The sequence below is a fragment of the Pseudomonas sp. MPB23 genome (assembly GCF_046605395.1).
Taxonomy (GTDB): Bacteria; Pseudomonadota; Gammaproteobacteria; order Pseudomonadales; family Pseudomonadaceae; genus Aquipseudomonas.
Window position 1 is genome coordinate 3,022,786 of sequence record NZ_CP176771.1, and the last position, 16,515, is coordinate 3,039,300.

General features: G+C 63.2%; 13 protein-coding genes and 3 pseudogenes. 5 read left to right on the top strand and 11 right to left on the bottom strand.

Annotated elements, in window-relative coordinates; all coding sequences use genetic code 11:
* Positions 1 to 33 precede the first annotated feature (33 nt).
* Positions 34 to 174 (bottom strand): annotated as a pseudogene (locus ACLH0J_RS13955) (acyl-CoA dehydrogenase); the annotation flags it as partial.
* Between ACLH0J_RS13955 and ACLH0J_RS13960 the strand changes: the two are divergent.
* A pseudogene (locus tag ACLH0J_RS13960) lies at positions 133 to 300 on the top strand (aliphatic sulfonates ABC transporter substrate-binding protein); the annotation flags it as partial. The pseudogenes ACLH0J_RS13955 and ACLH0J_RS13960 sit on opposite strands and share 42 nt — an antisense overlap.
* Before the next feature lie 59 nt (positions 301 to 359).
* A pseudogene (locus tag ACLH0J_RS13965) lies at positions 360 to 584 on the top strand (type II toxin-antitoxin system RelE/ParE family toxin); the annotation flags it as partial.
* 139 nt (positions 585 to 723) lie between these two features.
* On the opposite strand, the gene gudD reads toward ACLH0J_RS13965, so the two are convergent.
* Both gudD and ACLH0J_RS13975 read right to left on the bottom strand, forming a co-directional pair.
* Positions 724 to 2,046: a glucarate dehydratase gene (gene gudD, locus ACLH0J_RS13970; RefSeq protein ID WP_411392430.1), complete on the bottom strand. Its 1,323-nt coding sequence runs from the start codon at positions 2,044 to 2,046 to the stop codon at positions 724 to 726.
* Positions 2,047 to 2,065: 19 nt separating this feature from the next.
* The gene (locus ACLH0J_RS13975) at positions 2,066 to 3,430 is read right to left on the bottom strand and encodes an MFS transporter (RefSeq protein ID WP_411392431.1); all 1,365 of its coding nucleotides are present in this window, start codon (positions 3,428 to 3,430) and stop codon (positions 2,066 to 2,068) included.
* Positions 3,431 to 3,767: 337 nt separating this feature from the next.
* Here ACLH0J_RS13975 and ACLH0J_RS13980 point away from each other — a divergent pair, with 337 nt between their 5' ends.
* The 3 genes from ACLH0J_RS13980 (at position 3,768) to ACLH0J_RS13990 (ending at position 7,581) form a co-directional block, all read left to right on the top strand.
* Entirely contained in the window at positions 3,768 to 4,478 is a 711-nt protein-coding gene (locus ACLH0J_RS13980; protein WP_411392432.1) for a FadR/GntR family transcriptional regulator, read from the top strand.
* Positions 4,479 to 4,504: 26 nt separating this feature from the next.
* Positions 4,505 to 5,188 carry a tRNA (adenine(22)-N(1))-methyltransferase gene (locus ACLH0J_RS13985; RefSeq protein WP_411392433.1) on the top strand — a complete coding sequence of 228 codons (684 nt, stop codon included), beginning with the start codon at positions 4,505 to 4,507 and terminating at the stop codon, positions 5,186 to 5,188.
* A 335-nt stretch (positions 5,189 to 5,523) separates the two neighbouring features.
* Positions 5,524 to 7,581, top strand: a complete 2,058-nt coding sequence (locus ACLH0J_RS13990; protein ID WP_411392434.1) for a methyl-accepting chemotaxis protein — start codon at positions 5,524 to 5,526, stop codon at positions 7,579 to 7,581.
* An 85-nt stretch (positions 7,582 to 7,666) separates the two neighbouring features.
* On the opposite strand, the gene ACLH0J_RS13995 is transcribed toward ACLH0J_RS13990, so the two are convergent.
* The 8 genes from ACLH0J_RS13995 to ACLH0J_RS14030 form a co-directional block, all read right to left on the bottom strand.
* Positions 7,667 to 8,290 (bottom strand): glutathione S-transferase family protein, encoded by a 624-nt coding sequence (locus ACLH0J_RS13995; protein ID WP_411392435.1) that lies wholly within the window; start codon positions 8,288 to 8,290, stop codon positions 7,667 to 7,669.
* 130 nt (positions 8,291 to 8,420) lie between these two features.
* Positions 8,421 to 9,680: a hypothetical protein gene (locus ACLH0J_RS14000; RefSeq protein ID WP_411392436.1), complete on the bottom strand. Its 1,260-nt coding sequence runs from the start codon at positions 9,678 to 9,680 to the stop codon at positions 8,421 to 8,423.
* Positions 9,681 to 9,788: 108 nt separating this feature from the next.
* Entirely contained in the window at positions 9,789 to 10,871 is a 1,083-nt protein-coding gene (locus ACLH0J_RS14005; protein WP_411392437.1) for a protein-glutamate methylesterase/protein-glutamine glutaminase, read from the bottom strand.
* Positions 10,834 to 11,367, bottom strand: a complete 534-nt coding sequence (gene cheD, locus ACLH0J_RS14010) for a chemoreceptor glutamine deamidase CheD (protein WP_411392438.1) — start codon at positions 11,365 to 11,367, stop codon at positions 10,834 to 10,836. The genes ACLH0J_RS14005 and cheD overlap by 38 nt, the downstream gene beginning before the upstream one ends.
* Positions 11,364 to 12,173, bottom strand: a complete 810-nt coding sequence (locus ACLH0J_RS14015) for a CheR family methyltransferase (RefSeq protein ID WP_411392439.1) — start codon at positions 12,171 to 12,173, stop codon at positions 11,364 to 11,366. Before ACLH0J_RS14015 ends, cheD begins: the two co-directional genes overlap by 4 nt.
* Positions 12,174 to 12,182: 9 nt before the next feature.
* On the bottom strand, positions 12,183 to 12,722 hold the full coding sequence (locus tag ACLH0J_RS14020; RefSeq protein WP_411392440.1) for a chemotaxis protein CheW: 540 nt from the start codon (positions 12,720 to 12,722) through the stop codon (positions 12,183 to 12,185).
* A gap of 36 nt (positions 12,723 to 12,758) precedes the next feature.
* Positions 12,759 to 14,417, bottom strand: a complete 1,659-nt coding sequence (locus tag ACLH0J_RS14025) for a methyl-accepting chemotaxis protein (RefSeq protein ID WP_411392441.1) — start codon at positions 14,415 to 14,417, stop codon at positions 12,759 to 12,761.
* A gap of 29 nt (positions 14,418 to 14,446) precedes the next feature.
* A complete protein-coding gene (locus tag ACLH0J_RS14030; RefSeq protein WP_411392442.1) occupies positions 14,447 to 16,486 on the bottom strand; it encodes a chemotaxis protein CheA in 2,040 nt (679 codons plus the stop codon).
* Positions 16,487 to 16,515: the final 29 nt, after the last annotated feature.

Below are 16,515 nucleotides of genomic sequence, written 5' to 3' on the forward strand. Positions count from 1 at the left end.
CCCCCGGCAGCACACATCCGGCGCGCAAGGCGTTCAGGCCTTTGCCACACCCACCCGCCACTGCGCCAGCGGCAACACGCCGTTGACCAGGTAATTGCCGACGATCCGCGACTTGTACACCCGCGGATTGTGGGCCTGATGAGCGCGCCGACCTACATCGTTGCGTACGAGCCGGCACTGGCGCAGAAAAGCGCGATGATCAAGGACTTCATCGCCCGCCTGACCCGCGCCAGGGTGTGGAGCAACACCCACGTGGATGAGTACGCCGAGGCCCGGTCCAAGGCCAACCAGACCGCCCCTCCGGAATGAACAATTCACGGGCATCTACAAGGAGTAGCCAATAGGCTACAAGTGGCACGATGATCAATTGGATAGGCAGGACGCCAGAGTTCGATACATGGCTCGATGGTATGCGGGATATTTGTGGGAAAGCGGCTGTTCTGACCCGATTGGACCGAGCCGAGGAAAACAATTTTGGTGATTGCGAACCTGCAGGCGACGGCCTGAGTGAAATGCGTGTTTTTGTCGGGCCCGGCTACAGGATTTACTTTGTGCGCACGGGGATCACCGCTTACCTGATGTTGTGAGGCAGTGATAAAACCGACCAGAAGTTGATGCAGGCGTTGGGGGTCGAGCTGACGGTGCAGCCGCTTTCAAGCAAGAAAGCGGCAAGCGTAAAACCGAGTGCTGCCAGCAAATAAGCGACCGCCTTGCCTTACGGGCTCAGCGCACCAGGCAAGGCTGCTTGTTGTTGAAGCGCCAGCCCGGAATCAGGAACTGCATCGCCACGCTGTCATCCCGCGCGCCGAGGCCCATGCCTTTGTACAGCTCGTGGGCCTTGGCCACCGCGTCCATGTCGATCTCCACCCCCAGGCCCGGCTTGGCGGGCACCTTCACATAACCCCCTTCGATGGTCAGCGGCGTTTTGGTCAGGTGCTGGCCGTCCTGCCAGATCCAGTGGGTGTCGATGGCGGTAATGTCACCCGGTGCGGCGGCGGCGACCTGGGTGAACATCGCCAGGGAAATATCGAAGTGGTTGTTGGAGTGCGAGCCCCAGGTCAGGCCCCAGTCGTGACACATCTGCGCGACGCGTACCGAGCCCTGCATCGTCCAGAAGTGCGGGTCGGCCAGGGGGATGTCCACCGATTGCAGCTGGATCGCATGGCCCATCTCGCACCAGTCGGTGGCGATCATGTTGGTGGCGGTTTTCAAGCCCGTGGCGCGGCGGAATTCGGCCATGACTTCGCGGCCCGAGTAGCCGTTTTCGGCACCGCATGGGTCTTCGGCGTAGGCGAGCACGGCATGCTGGTCGCGGCACAGGCGGATGGCTTCTTTCAATGACCAGGCGCCATTCGGGTCGAGGGTGATGCGCGCATCGGGGAAGCGTTCGGCCAGGGCGGTGACCGCTTCGATTTCTGCATCACCGCTCAACACACCACCCTTGAGCTTGAAGTCATTGAAGCCGTATTTGGCCTTGGCGGCTTCGGCCAGGCGCACCACGGCGTCGCTGGTCAGGGCGTGTTCATGGCGCAGGCGGAACCAGTCGTCGTCGCTGTCGGCTTCGTTGCGGTAGGCCAGGTCGGTCGCGCTGCGGTCGCCGACGTAGAACAGATACCCGAGCATTTTCACCGCGTCGCGCTGTTGGCCTTCGCCGAGCAACGCCGCCACCGGCACGTCGAGGAACTGCCCCAGCAGGTCGAGCAGCGCGGCTTCCATGGCGGTGACGGCATGCACGGCGATGCGCAGGTCAAAGGTCTGCAGGCCGCGGCCGGCGGCGTCCCTGGAGGCAAAGGCGCTGCGCATCTGGTTGAGGATGCGCTGGTACTGGCCGATCGGTTGGCCGATCACCAGGCTGCGCGCGTCTTCCAGGGTTTCGCGGATGCGTTCGCCACCGGGTACTTCGCCCACGCCGGTGTGGCCGCTGCTGTCCTTGAGGATGACGATATTGCGCGTGAAATAAGGCCCATGGGCGCCGCTGAGGTTGAGCAGCATGCTGTCGTGGCCGGCCACGGGGATGACTTGGAAATGGGTCACTACGGGAGTCATGGCAAGTTCCTAAAGAGGCTCAAAGAGGTTTGCTGATGGCAGCGCCCGTGGGCGCCGCGCTTGGCGCGGTCAAGGCTGCCGAGGGCGAGGTCTTGGCAAAGAACACCAGGATCGCCGCGAGTACCGAAGTGCCGGCCAGGCCATACAGGCCGCCCTGGATCGAGCCGGTGCTCTGCTCCAGGAAGCCGAAGGTGGTCGGCGCGACGAAGCCGCCGAGATTGCCGATGGAGTTGATCAGCGCGATCACGGCGGCGGCGATGCGCACATCCAGGTAGCCCTGGGGGATCGGCCAGAACAGCGACGACGCCGACTTGAAGCCGATGGCCGCGAAGCAGATCGCCACGAAGGCGAAGATCGGCCCGCCGGTGGTGGACATGAACATGCCCGCGGCGGCAATCAACAGCGCAGCCGCGACCCAGGCCTGCTGGAACTTGAACCTGCCCGACAACGACGCGAAGGCGTACATGGCAATGATCGAGATCAGCCACGGGATCGAGTTGAAGAAACCGACCTGCATATCGCTCAAGTCCCCCATCTTCTTGATGATGCTCGGCAGCCAGAACGTCGCCGCGTAGATCGTCAGTTGGATGCAGAAGTACAGCGCACAGAACAGCAGGATCTGACGGTCCTTGAGCAGCTTGCCGAGGGTGGGTTTGACGCTGGTCAGGGCTTCGCGGTCGCGTTGTTCCTGATCGATTGCGCCGACCAGTGCATCTTGCTCTTCGCGGGTCATCCATTTGGCGTCGTGGGGCTTGGAGTCGAGCCAGAACCACACGAAGAAACCCAGCGCCACGGAGGCCAGGCCTTCGACGGCGAACATCCATTGCCAGCCATGCAAGCCAAACCCTTCGATCTGCAACAGCGCCCCCGACAGCGGGCCGGAGATCAACGAGGCCACGGCCGAACCGCTGAGGAAAATCGCGATGGCTTTACCTCGCTCCATGCCCGGCAGCCAGCGGGTGAAGTAATAGATCACGCCGGGAAAGAAGCCCGCCTCGGCCACACCCAGCAGAAAGCGCAGGATGTAGAAGTGGGTTTCGTTCTGGATGAACGCCATCAGCGTGGCGACGATGCCCCAGGTGAACATGATGCGGGTCAGCCAGATACGCGCGCCGACCTTTTGCAGCAGCAGGTTGGAGGGCACTTCGAAAAGGGCGTAGCCGATGAAGAACAACCCGGCGCCAAAGCCGTAGGCCGCGGCGCCGATGCCCAGGTCATGCTCCATGTGCGTGCGCACGAAGCCGATGTTGACCCGGTCGATGTAGTTGAGGATGAACATGATCACGAACAGTGGGAGCACATGGCTCTTCACTTTGCTCACGGCGCGCGCGAGGGCCGAATCATGTTCGGGTGTGGCCACTGTATGGCTTGAAGGATTCACCATTTAAAAACGCCCCCTGATTTATTTTTATGTGGGTTTGTACGGGTTGTTGATAGACATCATACAAGTCGGTTTCTGTGGTTCGCAATGTGCTGACGATATTTTTGTGTGCATAAGGCGATGGGATGATCAGTTTGTTTGGTTATTTGTCGTGTATTTGCTGGGGTTTGTGGGTGTTTTGCAAGCGGGGTTTCGGGAGGGTCAAGCGTAAAGGTGAGTCGCTCTAAAACACTGTGTGAGGTTGGTTGTCATACAAGTTGATGGCTTTTTCAATCAACACCGCCTCGCCTTTGAACGGGATGTTAAGCTCCGCCCAGCCCAACCCCGTGGACCCGCAACGATGCCCATTGAAAGTGGAACCCCTGTGCGTAGACGCTCCAACAACCTGGCCCAAGGCGTGGTCGACGCGCTGACCCAGCGCATCCTGCTTGGGCAATTGAAGCCCGGTGAAAAACTGCCGTCGGAATCCACCATCGTGCTCGAGCATGGCGTGAGCCGTACCGTGGTGCGCGAAGCGATTTCCAAGTTGCAGGCGTCGGGGCTGGTGGAGACGCGTCACGGCATCGGCACCTTTGTGCTGGCGCAGCAGCCCTCGTCCGGGCTGCGCCTGCATGTGGACACGGTCGCCAGTGTGCGCAGCATGCTGGAGTTGCGCCTGGGCCTGGAGGTGCAGGCCGTGGCGCTGGCCGCCGTGCGCCGCAGCGACGAGCAGCTCGCCCGCATGCGCGCGGCGCTCACCGACTACCAGGCCTCGCTGGTCAACCACGATAGCTGCGTGGAAGAGGACAAACGGTTTCACCAACTGATCGCCGAGGCCACCGGCAATACCTTTTTTACCGAGATCATGCTGCACCTGGGCAATGCGATGATCCCGCGTACCCAGGTCAAGGGTGACGAACGCGGCGGCGCCGACTTTTCCCAACTGGGGCAATTGGCGCACCTGGAGCATGAGGCGATTTTCAACGCGATCAAGCGCCAGGACCCGGACGCGGCCCGCGCCGCGATGGTGCTGCACCTGAGCAACAGTCGGGACCGTTTTTCGGGCGCGTAAAGTCTTTGCAGCGAAAGGAATAGTCATTGAACGAACACACCTTATCCATGCGCCTGGAGCGCGTGGCGGCGAACGTGCCCGTCGGCGCGCGGCTGGCCGATATCGGCTCCGACCACGGCTACCTGCCCGTGGCCTTGATGCGCCGTGGCCTGATCGCAGCGGCGGTGGCGGGGGAGGTGGCGACCACACCGTTTCACGCGGCGCGGCGCAGCGTGCGGGACAACGGCCTGGAGCAGCACATCGCCGTGCGCCTGGCCGACGGTCTGGCGGCGATCACGGCGCAAGACGGGATCACCGCGATCAGCGTCTGCGGCATGGGCGGCGAGACGATCCGCGACATCTTCGACAGCGGCAAAGCCCATCTGAGCGGTGAGGAACGCCTGATCCTGCAACCCAACGGCGGCGAGCAGCCCTTGCGGCAGTGGTTGATGGATAACGGCTACAGCATCCTTCATGAAGAACTGCTGCACGAGAACCGGTTCTACTACGAAATCATCGTCGCCGAACGGGCTGCCCCGGTGCGTTACACCCCTGAACAACTGTACTTCGGCCCGCTGCAGATGCAGGCGCGCAGTCCGGTGTTCCTGGCCAAGTGGCAGCGATTGTTGGGGCTGAAGCAGAAGACCCTGGCCGGGCTCGAACAGGCACCGCCGGCGAAGGTGCAGGCACTCACCCAAGAGATCGGCTGGATCAGCGCGCTGCTGGCTTGAGCAGACCCGTGTGGTAGGTGAGTGGGGCCAAGCCCTAATGCCATTCAGTTAAGGAGGAACACTGTAACTGTGGCAAGCCCGCTCGCCACAGGAAACACACCTCGGCACGCGTCTGCCGCGGTGACAGTCTCATTGTCGCGGTTGAGTGCTTTTGCCCCATTTTCGCGCACGCGCCATCGACCCTGGCTCGCCGCCCCTTCTATTTAGGGGCTCACGGGTCGCGGCCCGTATCTTGCTTGAGCCTTTCCAATCAATGACATGGCACTTTGCCGTTATTCATTTCAGGGTTTCGCCCAACGTTGTATCGCTTGGGCTTTTTTGGGGAGTGGTCGGATATGCACAGCCTTTTGTCACCCGGTATCCGCTTGCTCGGACGTTTTGGTTTCGCCCGCAAATTCCAGCTGCTGTTCTTCCTTTTTATCCTGCCCCTGGCCGGCAGCCTGTGGATGATCGGGGCGGACTATCGCGAGAAATTAAACGTGATTTCCAGCGAGCAGTCCGGGCTGAGCCAGTTGCTGGTCCTGGACGCGCTGGATCGCCAGTTGACGACCCAGCGCAACCTGGCCGCGCGCTGGAAGGCCGCGGATATCCTGCATGCGCCCACGCCGGCGGCGAAGGCAGCGATGGACAAGGTCGATAGCCAATACCCGCTCATCCTGCGCAGCCTGCAAACCCTGGGCGAGTCGCTGAAAACCCAGGGCGCGAGTGCCGACACCTTGGCCCGCTTCGATGCATTGCAAGCGACGGTCAAGGGCATGGACGCACAGTCCCTGCGCATCGTGGGTTGGTGGCCGGATGGTTACGAGCACTTCACCTCGGCCCTCAGCGCCATGCAAACCCTGCGCGAACAAATTGCCCTGGACGCCGGCCTGATCCTCGACCCCTGGCTGGAAACTTACATGCTCATGCAGATGGGCACTCTGCAGACCCCTGACCTGATCGAGCGTATTGGCCGGATGGCGAGTGTCGGGCAGTCGTCCATCGCTTCGGGGCAGTTCACCTTGCAGAGCCGTTTGCAGATGCGCGATCTGCGCAGCCGCATCAGTGATGCGCGAGACCAGTTGGCCAAGGCCGCGGCGTCGCTCAAAGCCAAGCCATACGCCGGGATGGAGCCCTGGACCGCGCAGTACGACGCCAGCCTGCAACTGTTGGATAAAGAACTCAAGGTCCTCGACGACGGCGTGTTCGGCGGCAGCATCAAGCTCGACACCGCCGGTTTCGAGCGCAGTGTCGATGCGATGCTTGAATCGTTCGGCGCGCTGCGCGTTCAGTCGTTGACGTCCATGGATGCGCGCCTGGACTACTATCGCCAATCCGCGAACCGGCAGTTTATCCCGTTGGCGCTGACGTTCAGCCTGCTGACCCTGGCGGCGCTGTACCTGTTCATGTGCCTGCAAGCGTCCATCCGCCGCAGCGCCAGTGGTATCACCACCTTGGCCGAGTCTCTGCGCGACGGCAACCTGTGCGTGGAAGTGGCGGTGCAAGGACGTGACGAACTGGCCGTCATCAGCACCGCGCTCAACGTCGCGGTGATGCAATTGCGCACCAGCCTGCTCGGCGTCAATCACGAGACCCAGCAGCTCGGCTCAGCGGTGCTCACCCTCAATTCGCAATCGGGTAGCACCCTCACGGAAGTCGAAGATCAGCAACACCAGATCAGCCAGATCGCCGCCGCGGCGACCCAGTTGGCCGCCACCTCCATGGGCGTGGCCAAAAGTTGTGAACAAGCCTCCGGCAGCGCCCAGCACACCCGGCGTATCGCCGAAGACAGCAGCCGCGACAGCCAGCGCACCACCGCCAGCATCCAAGAGCTCAACCAGCGGCTGACCGACACCGCCAACGCCCTGGAGCAAGTCAGCCAGCAGGGCCAGCAGATTCAATCGGTGGTCGACACCATCCGCGGCATCGCCGAGCAGACCAATCTGCTGGCCCTCAACGCCGCCATCGAAGCGGCACGCGCCGGTGATCAGGGGCGTGGTTTTGCCGTGGTGGCCGATGAAGTGCGCAGCCTGTCGCAGCGCACCCAGGCCTCCACTGCGCAGATTGCCGGCACAGTGGACAGCCTGCGCGCGACGGTGAGCCAGGCGGTCAACCTGATGGGCGCTGCGTGCGAGCAGGCGCTGAGGGATGCCGAATCCGTCACCGGGTTGGGGACACGCCTGGGCGAAATCGCGGGAGCCGTGCAGAGCGTCACCGACACCCTGGCGCAGATCGCCACGGCGGTGGAAGAACAGGCGGCGACGGCCGATGAGGTGAGCGGCAACATCCAGCAAGTGGACCAGGCCGCCGGGCGCCTGCTCGACGGCGCGCGCGCCGTGAACCGCGCGGCCGATACGTTGAGCAAGGGCAGCCGGGCGTTGAGCGATAACACCGCGCGATTCCGCCTGGGCTGAGCCGCCCTGTGGCCAGTGGACTTTCTGTGGCAAGCCCGCTTGCCACAGGGGGGGGGCGCCACAAGGCTATTGCTTCACCGCCTGTTCAGGCAAACGCATACGGCCCGCCCCGTTCCAGCGCCTGGCGATACGCCGGCCGCGCCTGGAACCGCTGCACCCATGCCGCCAGGTGCGGGTACGCCTGCAACTTGCCCTGGGCCTTGGCGATTTCGCCGATGAAGCTCATCTGGATATCCGCACCGCTCAGCTCGTCACCCAGCAGGTACGGCGTTTGTCCCAGGGCCGCGTTGAGGTAACCCAGGTAATTGGCCACTTCCGATTCGATACGCGGATGCAACGGAGCGCCCGCATCACCCAGGCGCCCTACGTACAGGTTGAGCATCAGCGGCAGCATGGCCGAGCCTTCGGCGAAGTGCAGCCATTGCACGTAGCGGTCGTAGTCGGCGGTGGTCGGGTCCGGTTGTAGGCGGCCGGCGCCATGGCGGCGGATCAGGTAGTCGATGATGGCGGCGGACTCGATCACCACATTCCCATCGTCTTCAATCACCGGGGATTTGCCCAGCGCGTTGATCGCCTTGAGCTCGGGCGGGGCGAGGTTGGTCTTCGGGTCGCGCTGGTAGCGCTTGATGTCGTAGGGCAGGCCGAGCTCTTCGAGCAGCCACAGAATGCGCTGCGAGCGGGAGTTGTTGAGGTGGTGGACAGTGATCATGTCGGGCTCCGCTGGGCGAGGGGGTCTGTATGCAGACTACACCGTTGCCGTGGAGTGCCCTTGAATACCTTTCAGCCGGCAGTGCCGCCGTCATCGTAGCCCCGACCAGACGGCGATGACGGCATGTTCCCTAGCGCACCACGTCCAGCGCCGTAAATTCATTCACATAGTGCGTCTGGCTCGATGTCGACTCCAGCGTCAGCGCGACCCCCAGGTCCTCGATAAACGCGCGCGCGGTCTGATAGTCTCCCTGGTCGCATTCGAGCTTGATCGCATCGCCTTTCAACGAGGCAAACACCTGCTTGGCCGGGAAGCGCTCGCCGATCTTGCAGGTCATGATGGTCTGGACGGGCCTGTCGGTCGGTTTTTCCGGCATGTTCGCCATGCGCAGGCGCGCGCTCAGCGTCTGGCCTGGAGTCCAGTTCGTCGGCAGATTCAGTTCCAGTTCACGGGTTTGCAGCACACGGCCATCGCCCACGCCATTCATCTTCGACTTCAACTGGATCAGGTCCGCCTTGGTCTGGCGCTCCACGTGGAAGGTGTCGTTGTAGACCTCGTTCTTGTTCAGCAGGCCACCGTCGGCGCTGAAGGTCACGGACGTCGGGCTGTCCAGGCTGCCATCGTCCTTCTTGGCCCGATAGGTGTAGGTCAAGGTTTTGAACTTGGGCTGCAACAGCGGCGCGTTGAGGTGCTGGAGTACGCTGGCGGGCACCTCGACATCGTTGATGCCTGGCTCCACCAAGGTGCGTGGGTAATCGACTGGCGCGATGTCCGGGCGCAGTTGTGCCAGCAGTGCCGCGTTTACGCCGCCTTGTACCGAACAGCTGACGCGCGATTGTGTGCCCTGCTTGCCTTCCGGTTCCACGATCAGCACGCGTTCCACGTGCCGCGTCCCCGGCGCCTTGCCCGGTTGGGGTTTGATCGCCTGCCAGTGGTCGCCGACCTTGAGTTCGCTGCGGGTGTATTCGCCATCGCCTTTGTGCAGCAGCGCGGGTTGCTCCAGCAGCGGGGCGAGGTGTCGGGCGACGTCGTCGACACCGCCTTGCACGATAAAGCTCCAGTAGTAGTAGAGGCCCAACTCGCCCAGGTCGGTGACCTCGTCGGCGTACGACACCAACTTCAAACCGGCGATCGGCGGCGCGCTGACCGGTACCGAGTTGCCGTTGCGGCTGGCGCGATCCTGCACCGCGATCCAGGCAAAGTCCTGGTCCTGCTTGAGCGGCGCGTAGGCCTTCCACGCGTCACGGTGGGTGTTCAGGCTGCTGAAGAAACTCGCATCGCAACGGGTAAAAGCCTTGAGCGTATCGACCAGGGCCGCGTCGTCGGCGTGGGCCAGTGAAGGCAGGAGCAAGGCTGAGGAGAGGACGAGGGCGGCAGCGGACAACTTCATTGAGCTGAATTTCCGTATCGTGGCGGGAGCCCGGCATTATCCAGAGATTGAGGCCCGGGCTCTAGCGCTGATCAACAATCGTCAGCGCCCGCTGGCCGGGCCTACCCGTCACTTATACAAAATCGCCTGATGAATATCCTCCAGCGCCATGATGCGCTGGGCGGCGTTGAGTTTGATGGCCTCCTTGGGCATGCCGAACACCACGCAACTGGCTTCGTCCTGGGCCACCGTGGCGGCGCCGGCGTCGAGCATCTCCTTGAGGCCGCGCGCGCCGTCGTCGCCCATGCCGGTCATGATGATGCCGGTGGCATTCTTGCCGGCGAACTTGGCCACCGAGCGAAACAGCACATCCACCGACGGCCGATGCCGATTGACCAGCGGCCCGTCGATCACCTGGGCGTGATAGTAGGCGCCGCTGCGGGTGACCATCAGGTGCTTGCCGCCAGGGGCGATCAGCGCCAGGCCGGGGAGGATGCGGTCGTTGTTGCGCGCTTCGCGCACTTCGATCTGGCACACGCTGTTGAGGCGCTCGGCGAACGAGGCGGTGAATTTCTCGGGCATGTGCTGCACGATCACCATGCCGGGGCACACCCTCGGCAGTGCCGTCAGCACCGCCTCCAGCGCCTGGGTGCCGCCGGTGGAGGTGCCGATGGCGACGATGCGTTCGGTGGTCTGCGCCATGGCATGGCCATTGGCGGCGGGCAGGATCGCGTCCGCCGTGAGCTTGCTGGCTGGGGCGGGGGACGGTGTCGGGTTGGCGCTGCGCTTTCCCAGGTTCCTGACGTTGGAGTTCGCGGCGGCGCGGATCGCCGCCACCAACTCGGCTGCCGACTCGATCAGGAAGTTCTTCAGCCCGGTCGTGGGTTTGGTGATGATTTCCACCGCACCGGCCGACAGCGCTTGCAGGGAGGTTTCCGCGCCTTTCTGGGTCAACGAGGAACAGATCACCACCGGCGTCGGCCGCTCACTCATGATTTTCTTGAGAAAGGTGATGCCGTCCATGCGCGGCATTTCCACGTCCAGCACGATCACATCCGGCCATTCGCGGGCGAGTTTGTCCATGGCGAAAATCGGGTCGGAGGCGGCGCCCATGACGTGGATATCCGGGGTGTCGCTGAGAATCGCCAGCAGTACCTGGCGCACCACGGCTGAGTCATCGACCAACAGCACGCTGATTTTTTTGGTAGGCATTTTGTTGTGGTGTTCCCATTGGTTGATGCCGAACCCAGACGTCGCCGTTCCATAGGTCGAACATGATTGTGCGGTAACCGGTACTGCCCATGTCCTGGGCCATCAACTGCAGTTGATGGCGCTCGACCAGGGCCAGGGCGGCGCGGATATTCAGGCTGGCCACGTCCTGCGTCGACACCCGGCGCTGGCGCTCGGGGAACATCTTGCCGCCGCCGAACAGCTTGACCTGGTAATCCCGTGCTTGCGTGCCGTTGACGTGGGCATGGCGCAGCAGCAGTTCCAGGGCCTCATCGGCATACCGGCCGTCCAGGGGCTGATCGTTGCGCAAGCGCCCCGGCAGCATGAAGTGGCACATGCCGCCGATCAGCCGTTGCGGGTGCCAGAACGTGATCGCCACGCAGGAGCCGAGCAAGGTGCGCAAGCGCATGGGCTGCGTCGCAAAGCAGACCTGGCCGGGCGCCAAGACCACTTCGGTGGCGTCGACAGGCTTTTTCATGGCTTGCGGTAGATCGAGGGCACCACCAACTTCAGGCTGTCATTGACGCCGTGCAGGCTTTCCGAGTGGCTGATGATCAAGTAGCCGCCGGGTTTGAGCAGCGGCAGCAGACGCGCGACCACCTGGATCTTGGTCGGCTGGTCGAAATAGATCATCACGTTGCGCAGGAAGATCACCTCGAACTCGCCAAGGGCCGGCAGCGCTTCGTTGAGGTTGACCTGGACAAAATTGACGCGGTCACGCAAGGCCTTGTCGATCAGGAACGTGCCTTCCTGGCGGCCGATGCCCTTGAGGCAGTACTTGGTCAGCAGCGGCTGGGGCAGAGTCTCGGTGCGTTCCATGGCGTAATGGCCGGTGCGCGCCTTGGCCAGCACTTGGGTGCTGATGTCCGAACCGACGATTTCCCAGGGCGTCGTGCCCAGGCACTCGGCCAGGGTCATCGCCAGGCTGTAGGGTTCTTCGCCCGAGGAACTGGCCGCGCTCCATACGCGAAACACCTTGCCCGGCGCGGCCTTGGGCAGTACGTGCTGACGCAGGAAGTCGAAGTGCTTGGGCTCGCGGAAAAAATACGTTTCGTTGGTGGTCAGCAAATCCAGGGCGACCTGCAACTCGCTCTTGCGCGGGTCACTCATGATCAGCTTGAAATACTCGCCGTAGCTCTGCAGCTCATAGTGCTTGAGGCGCTTGAACAGGCGCCCGGCCACCAGGGCTTTCTTGGCCGGCGACAGGCTGATGCCGGCCGCGCGGTATAGCCAGGTTTGGAACTGACCGAATTCACGATCGTCGATGGAGACGGTGTCAGACATGGCCGGGGCTCAACGCGGGTCGACGTCGAGGGTCGGCCCCTGGCCGGCCTCGGCGAGGCTGGACATCTCGTCGATGGACAGCACTTTACTCACCGCCAGCACGATCACGAACTTGCCGTCGACCTTGGCCATGCCGCTGATGAAATCGGCACGGATGCGTGCGCCGAAGTTGGGCGGCGGCTCGATCTGCGCGGCTGCGATTTCCTGCACGGCAGACACCGTATCGACCAGCAGCCCGATGTCCTGGGGCTGGCCATCGTCAGTGCTCGCCTCGATGATGACCACGCAGGAGCGCCGGGTGATCGCCGAGTTGGCGCGGCCAAAGCGCGCCGACAAGTCGACCACCGGCACCACCGCACCGCGCAGGTTGATCACCCCGCGCACGAAGGCGGGCATCATCGGCACCACGGTCAGGCTGCCGTATTCGATAATTTCCTTGATCCCCAGAATGCCGATGGCGAACATTTCGCCGCCGAGCATGAAGGTCAGGTATTGCGCATCCTCGTCCACCGCCACCGCGGTGTGCCGAGTTGTCGTCACTGCGCCCATGTCATTCTCCCTGTAAACCCGCGTCGATACTGGCGATCAGAAACGGGTGAATTCCGATTCGTCCGGGGCGCTGGCCATGCTGTAGGCGAAGGCCTTGCGCGGTGCCGGCTGTTGGGGGCGTTGCAACGGCCGGCCGGGTTTGCTGCCGGGACCGTCCACGCTGCTGCTGTGAACCGCGGCCTTGGGGGTTGAATCCAGCACGAAGAAGCTCATGGCCTGTTGCAGTTGTTCGGCCTGGCTGCTCATTTCTTCGGCCGTGGCCGCCAGTTCCTCGCTGCTCGAGGCGTTCTGCTGGGTCACTTGGTTGAGCTGGGTCATCGCCGTATTGATCTGCGCGACACCGGCCGCCTGTTCTTCGGACGCGGCGCTGATTTCCTGCACCAGATCGGAGGTCTTGTTGATCGACGGCACCATTTCGTCGAGCAACTTGCCGGCTTTTTCCGCCATGTCCACGCTGCTGGAGGACAGTTCGCCGATTTCCTGGGCCGCGACCTGGCTGCGTTCGGCCAGCTTGCGCACTTCGGCGGCCACCACCGCGAACCCTTTGCCGTGTTCGCCGGCCCGAGCGGCCTCAATGGCGGCATTGAGGGCGAGCAGATTGGTCTGGTAGGCGATGTCGTCGATGATGCTGATGCGCTGGGCGATTTTCTTCATCGCCACCACGGTCTGTTGCACCGATTCGCCGCCCTCGGTGGCTTCCTTGGCGGCCTTGCTGGCCATGCCATCGGTGACCTTGGCGTTTTCGGTGTTCTGGTTGATGCTGGCGCTCATCTGCTCGACCGACGCACTGGTTTCCTCGACGCTGGCCGCTTGTTCGCTGGTGGCCTGGCTCATCGATTGCGCGGTGGCACTGACTTGCTCGGAGGCGCTGGCCAGGTTATCGGCGGCGTTGCGTACTTCGCCGATGATATGCGCCAGCTTGCCGACCATGTTGCGCATGGCGTTGAGCACCATGCCGGTTTCATCTTTTGCACCCGGCTCGATGTGGGCATTGAGGTTGCCTTCGGCCAATTGCTCGGCGGCGCTGGCGGCTTGTCGCAGCGGGCGGGAAATGATCCCTGCGATGAACACCGCCAGGCCCAGGCCGATCAACAGGGCCGCGATCAGCGCCACGATGATCGACAGGCGCGCGCTTTCGTACAGCGCCGAGCCTTTGTCACCGGCGAGGGTCGCGCCGGCGTCATTGAGTTCGACCATCTTTTGCAGGCGGTCGGCCACTTGATCGAAATGCTCCTTGGACTCACCCGTCAGCAAGCTGCGCGCCTGGTCTTCCTGGTTGCGCCGCGACAGGTCGAGCAACTGTTTGCTGCTCGCCAGGTACGAGGCCCAGGCGCTTTTCACGCTGGCCAGGAGCTGACGATCTTCATCGTTGGACAGCAACTGCTCGTAGGTGCCCATGCGGGTTTCGAACTGCTCGCGCGCGTCGGCGGCTTCACGCTCGGCCAGGGCCTTTTTCTCGGCAACGTCGGTGCCGACATGGCGGTTTTCTTTCAAGCGATAGTTGGCGGCGAAGAACCGCATGGCGGCCGCTGCGCGCAGGGACGGCATCCAGTTGCCCCGGATGTCCTGGGCCGCCTGGTTGACAGCCCCGAGCTGGACGATGGCGAAACCGCCCATGGCCGCGGTGAGCGCCAGGACCACCAGGAATGAGCTGATCAACTTGGTGGAAATTTTAAGATCGTAGAACCATTTCATCGGGAAACCTCCATGGAGTTGCAAAAACGTCAGCGAGCGACGACCGGTGGCGACTGAGGCGCCTGGGTCGTGCGGGCTTCCAGGTGTACGATTTGGTTGAGCAGTGCCGGTATATCCAGGATCAGGGCGACCGCGCCGCTGCCCAAAATGGTCGAGCCGCTGATGCCGCGCAGTGCGCCGAACAACTTGCCCAGGGGTTTGATCACGGTCTGGAACTCGCCGAGCAGGTCATCCACCACCAGCCCGGCCTTGTGCTCGGCGTAACGCACTACCACCACATTCTGGCGGCGAGCGGGCGGGCCTTCGTGGCTGAAGTGATCGCGCAGGTCCACCAGCGGCAGCACCTCGCCGCGCAGGTCCAGGTAGCCCTGTTCGCGGCTGGACTGACGCTGGCGTTCGTCCAGCTCGATGCATTCCTGGACCATGTCCAGGGGAATCACGTAGGTGCAATGATCGATGCCCACCAGGAACCCGTTGATGATCGCCAGGGTCAGCGGCAGGCGTATGCGCACCACGGTGCCCTCGCCGGGACGGCTGTCCAGGTCCACGGTGCCGCGTAACAGGGTGATGTTGCGCTTGACCACGTCCATGCCCACGCCACGCCCGGACAGGTTGGTGACCGCTTCGGCGGTGGAGAACCCCGGCTCGAAGATCAGGTTGTAGATTTCCTGGTCGGTGAGCACCGCACCACCGGCGACCAGCCCGCGTTCCTGGGCTTTGGCCAGGATGCGTTCGCGGTTGAGCCCGGCGCCGTCGTCGGCGATTTCGAGGACGATGCTGCCCGAGTCGTGGTACGCATTCAGGCTCAGGTGGCCCTTGGTCGGCTTGCCTGCCGCACGTCGGGCGTCGGCGCTTTCGATGCCGTGATCCATGGCGTTGCGCAGCAAATGCATCAGTGGGTCGCCGATTTTCTCGACCACCGTTTTGTCCAGTTCGGTTTCCGCGCCGTTGATGATCAGGTCGATGTCCTTGCCCAGTTCCTGGCTGACATCGCGCACCACGCGGCGGAAGCGGTTGAAGGTGTCGCCGATGGGGATCATGCGCAGGTGCAGGGCGCCATCGAGAATCTCTTCCACCAGCCCCGATACCGTCGAGGTGGCTTCCTGCAGCGGATCGTTGTTGCAGGAGCGGGCCAGCAGGCTCGCGCCCGCGCTGGCGATGACCAGCTCGCCGACCAGGTTGATCAGCTCGTCAAGCTTGTCGGCATTGACCCGGACGTAGTTGCCGTCCCGCAGTTTCGTGTCGCCGCTCGTTGCCGTGCGTTGCTGCACCGCTGCCGTTGGGCCTTGCTCGGCCTCGGCGACCCCTTCGGAGTCGACCGCGGCGCTGCTGTCGCCTGGCTCATCGGCGACGCTGATCTGGACTTCACAGTCATCGCGCACAAAGTCGAAGACTTCATTGAGGGCGGCATGGCTGGCGCTTGAGCGCAGGTCGATCTCGAAACCCAGGTAGCAGCTTTCCGGGTCCCAACCGTCCACGGCCGGGATGCTGTCGGTGAGGGTAGTGACGTGCAGCAACTGGCCCAGGGTTTCCAGGTAGCGCAGGAACGACAACGGGTCCATGCCGTTGCGGAACACGTCCGCGCCAAAGCGCAGGGACAGGTGCCAGAGCACTTCGGTCGGTGCGTCGTCGTCCACCGCCACGGTGCCGACGTCGGCGCTGGGCGACGGCGTCTCTTGATAGGCCCCCAGCGCCTCGCGCAAGGCAGCTTCGCGCTCCAGCGCCGCGGACGGCAGTGCCTCGCCGCGGCTGGCGACCACCTCGATCAGCTCGAGCATGTGATCGCCGGACTGCAGCAGCACCGCGATCAGTGCGGCATCCACCGCCACGTGGCCATCGCGCAGGCGGTCGAGCACGTCTTCGACGATATGCGTGAAACTGACAATCGACGCCAGGCCGAACAGCCCGGCGGAGCCCTTGATGGTGTGCGCGGCGCGAAACACCGCGCCAATGGCATCCTCATCGCCCGGGTCGTTCTCCAGTTGCAACAAGGATTGCTCCATGGCCTGCAACAGTTCGCGCGCCTCGATGATGAAAGTCTGCTGTGCCTGATCGAGATTAATGCTCACCTGGACATTCCTTGTTCGTTGAACGGAGG

Excerpts from the sequence above, each read along its gene's own strand:
- gudD (WP_411392430.1), bottom strand. The coding sequence starts at position 2,046 with ATGACTCCCGTAGTGACCCATTTCCAAGTCATCCCCGTGGCCGGCCAC.
- ACLH0J_RS13975 (WP_411392431.1), bottom strand. The coding sequence starts at position 3,430 with ATGGTGAATCCTTCAAGCCATACAGTGGCCACACCCGAACATGATTCG.
- ACLH0J_RS13980 (WP_411392432.1), top strand. The coding sequence starts at position 3,768 with ATGCCCATTGAAAGTGGAACCCCTGTGCGTAGACGCTCCAACAACCTG.
- ACLH0J_RS13990 (WP_411392434.1), top strand. The coding sequence starts at position 5,524 with ATGCACAGCCTTTTGTCACCCGGTATCCGCTTGCTCGGACGTTTTGGT.
- ACLH0J_RS13995 (WP_411392435.1), bottom strand. The coding sequence starts at position 8,290 with ATGATCACTGTCCACCACCTCAACAACTCCCGCTCGCAGCGCATTCTG.
- ACLH0J_RS14000 (WP_411392436.1), bottom strand. The coding sequence starts at position 9,680 with ATGAAGTTGTCCGCTGCCGCCCTCGTCCTCTCCTCAGCCTTGCTCCTG.
- ACLH0J_RS14005 (WP_411392437.1), bottom strand. The coding sequence starts at position 10,871 with ATGCCTACCAAAAAAATCAGCGTGCTGTTGGTCGATGACTCAGCCGTG.
- cheD (WP_411392438.1), bottom strand. The coding sequence starts at position 11,367 with ATGAAAAAGCCTGTCGACGCCACCGAAGTGGTCTTGGCGCCCGGCCAG.
- ACLH0J_RS14015 (WP_411392439.1), bottom strand. The coding sequence starts at position 12,173 with ATGTCTGACACCGTCTCCATCGACGATCGTGAATTCGGTCAGTTCCAA.
- ACLH0J_RS14020 (WP_411392440.1), bottom strand. The coding sequence starts at position 12,722 with ATGGGCGCAGTGACGACAACTCGGCACACCGCGGTGGCGGTGGACGAG.
- ACLH0J_RS14025 (WP_411392441.1), bottom strand. The coding sequence starts at position 14,417 with ATGAAATGGTTCTACGATCTTAAAATTTCCACCAAGTTGATCAGCTCA.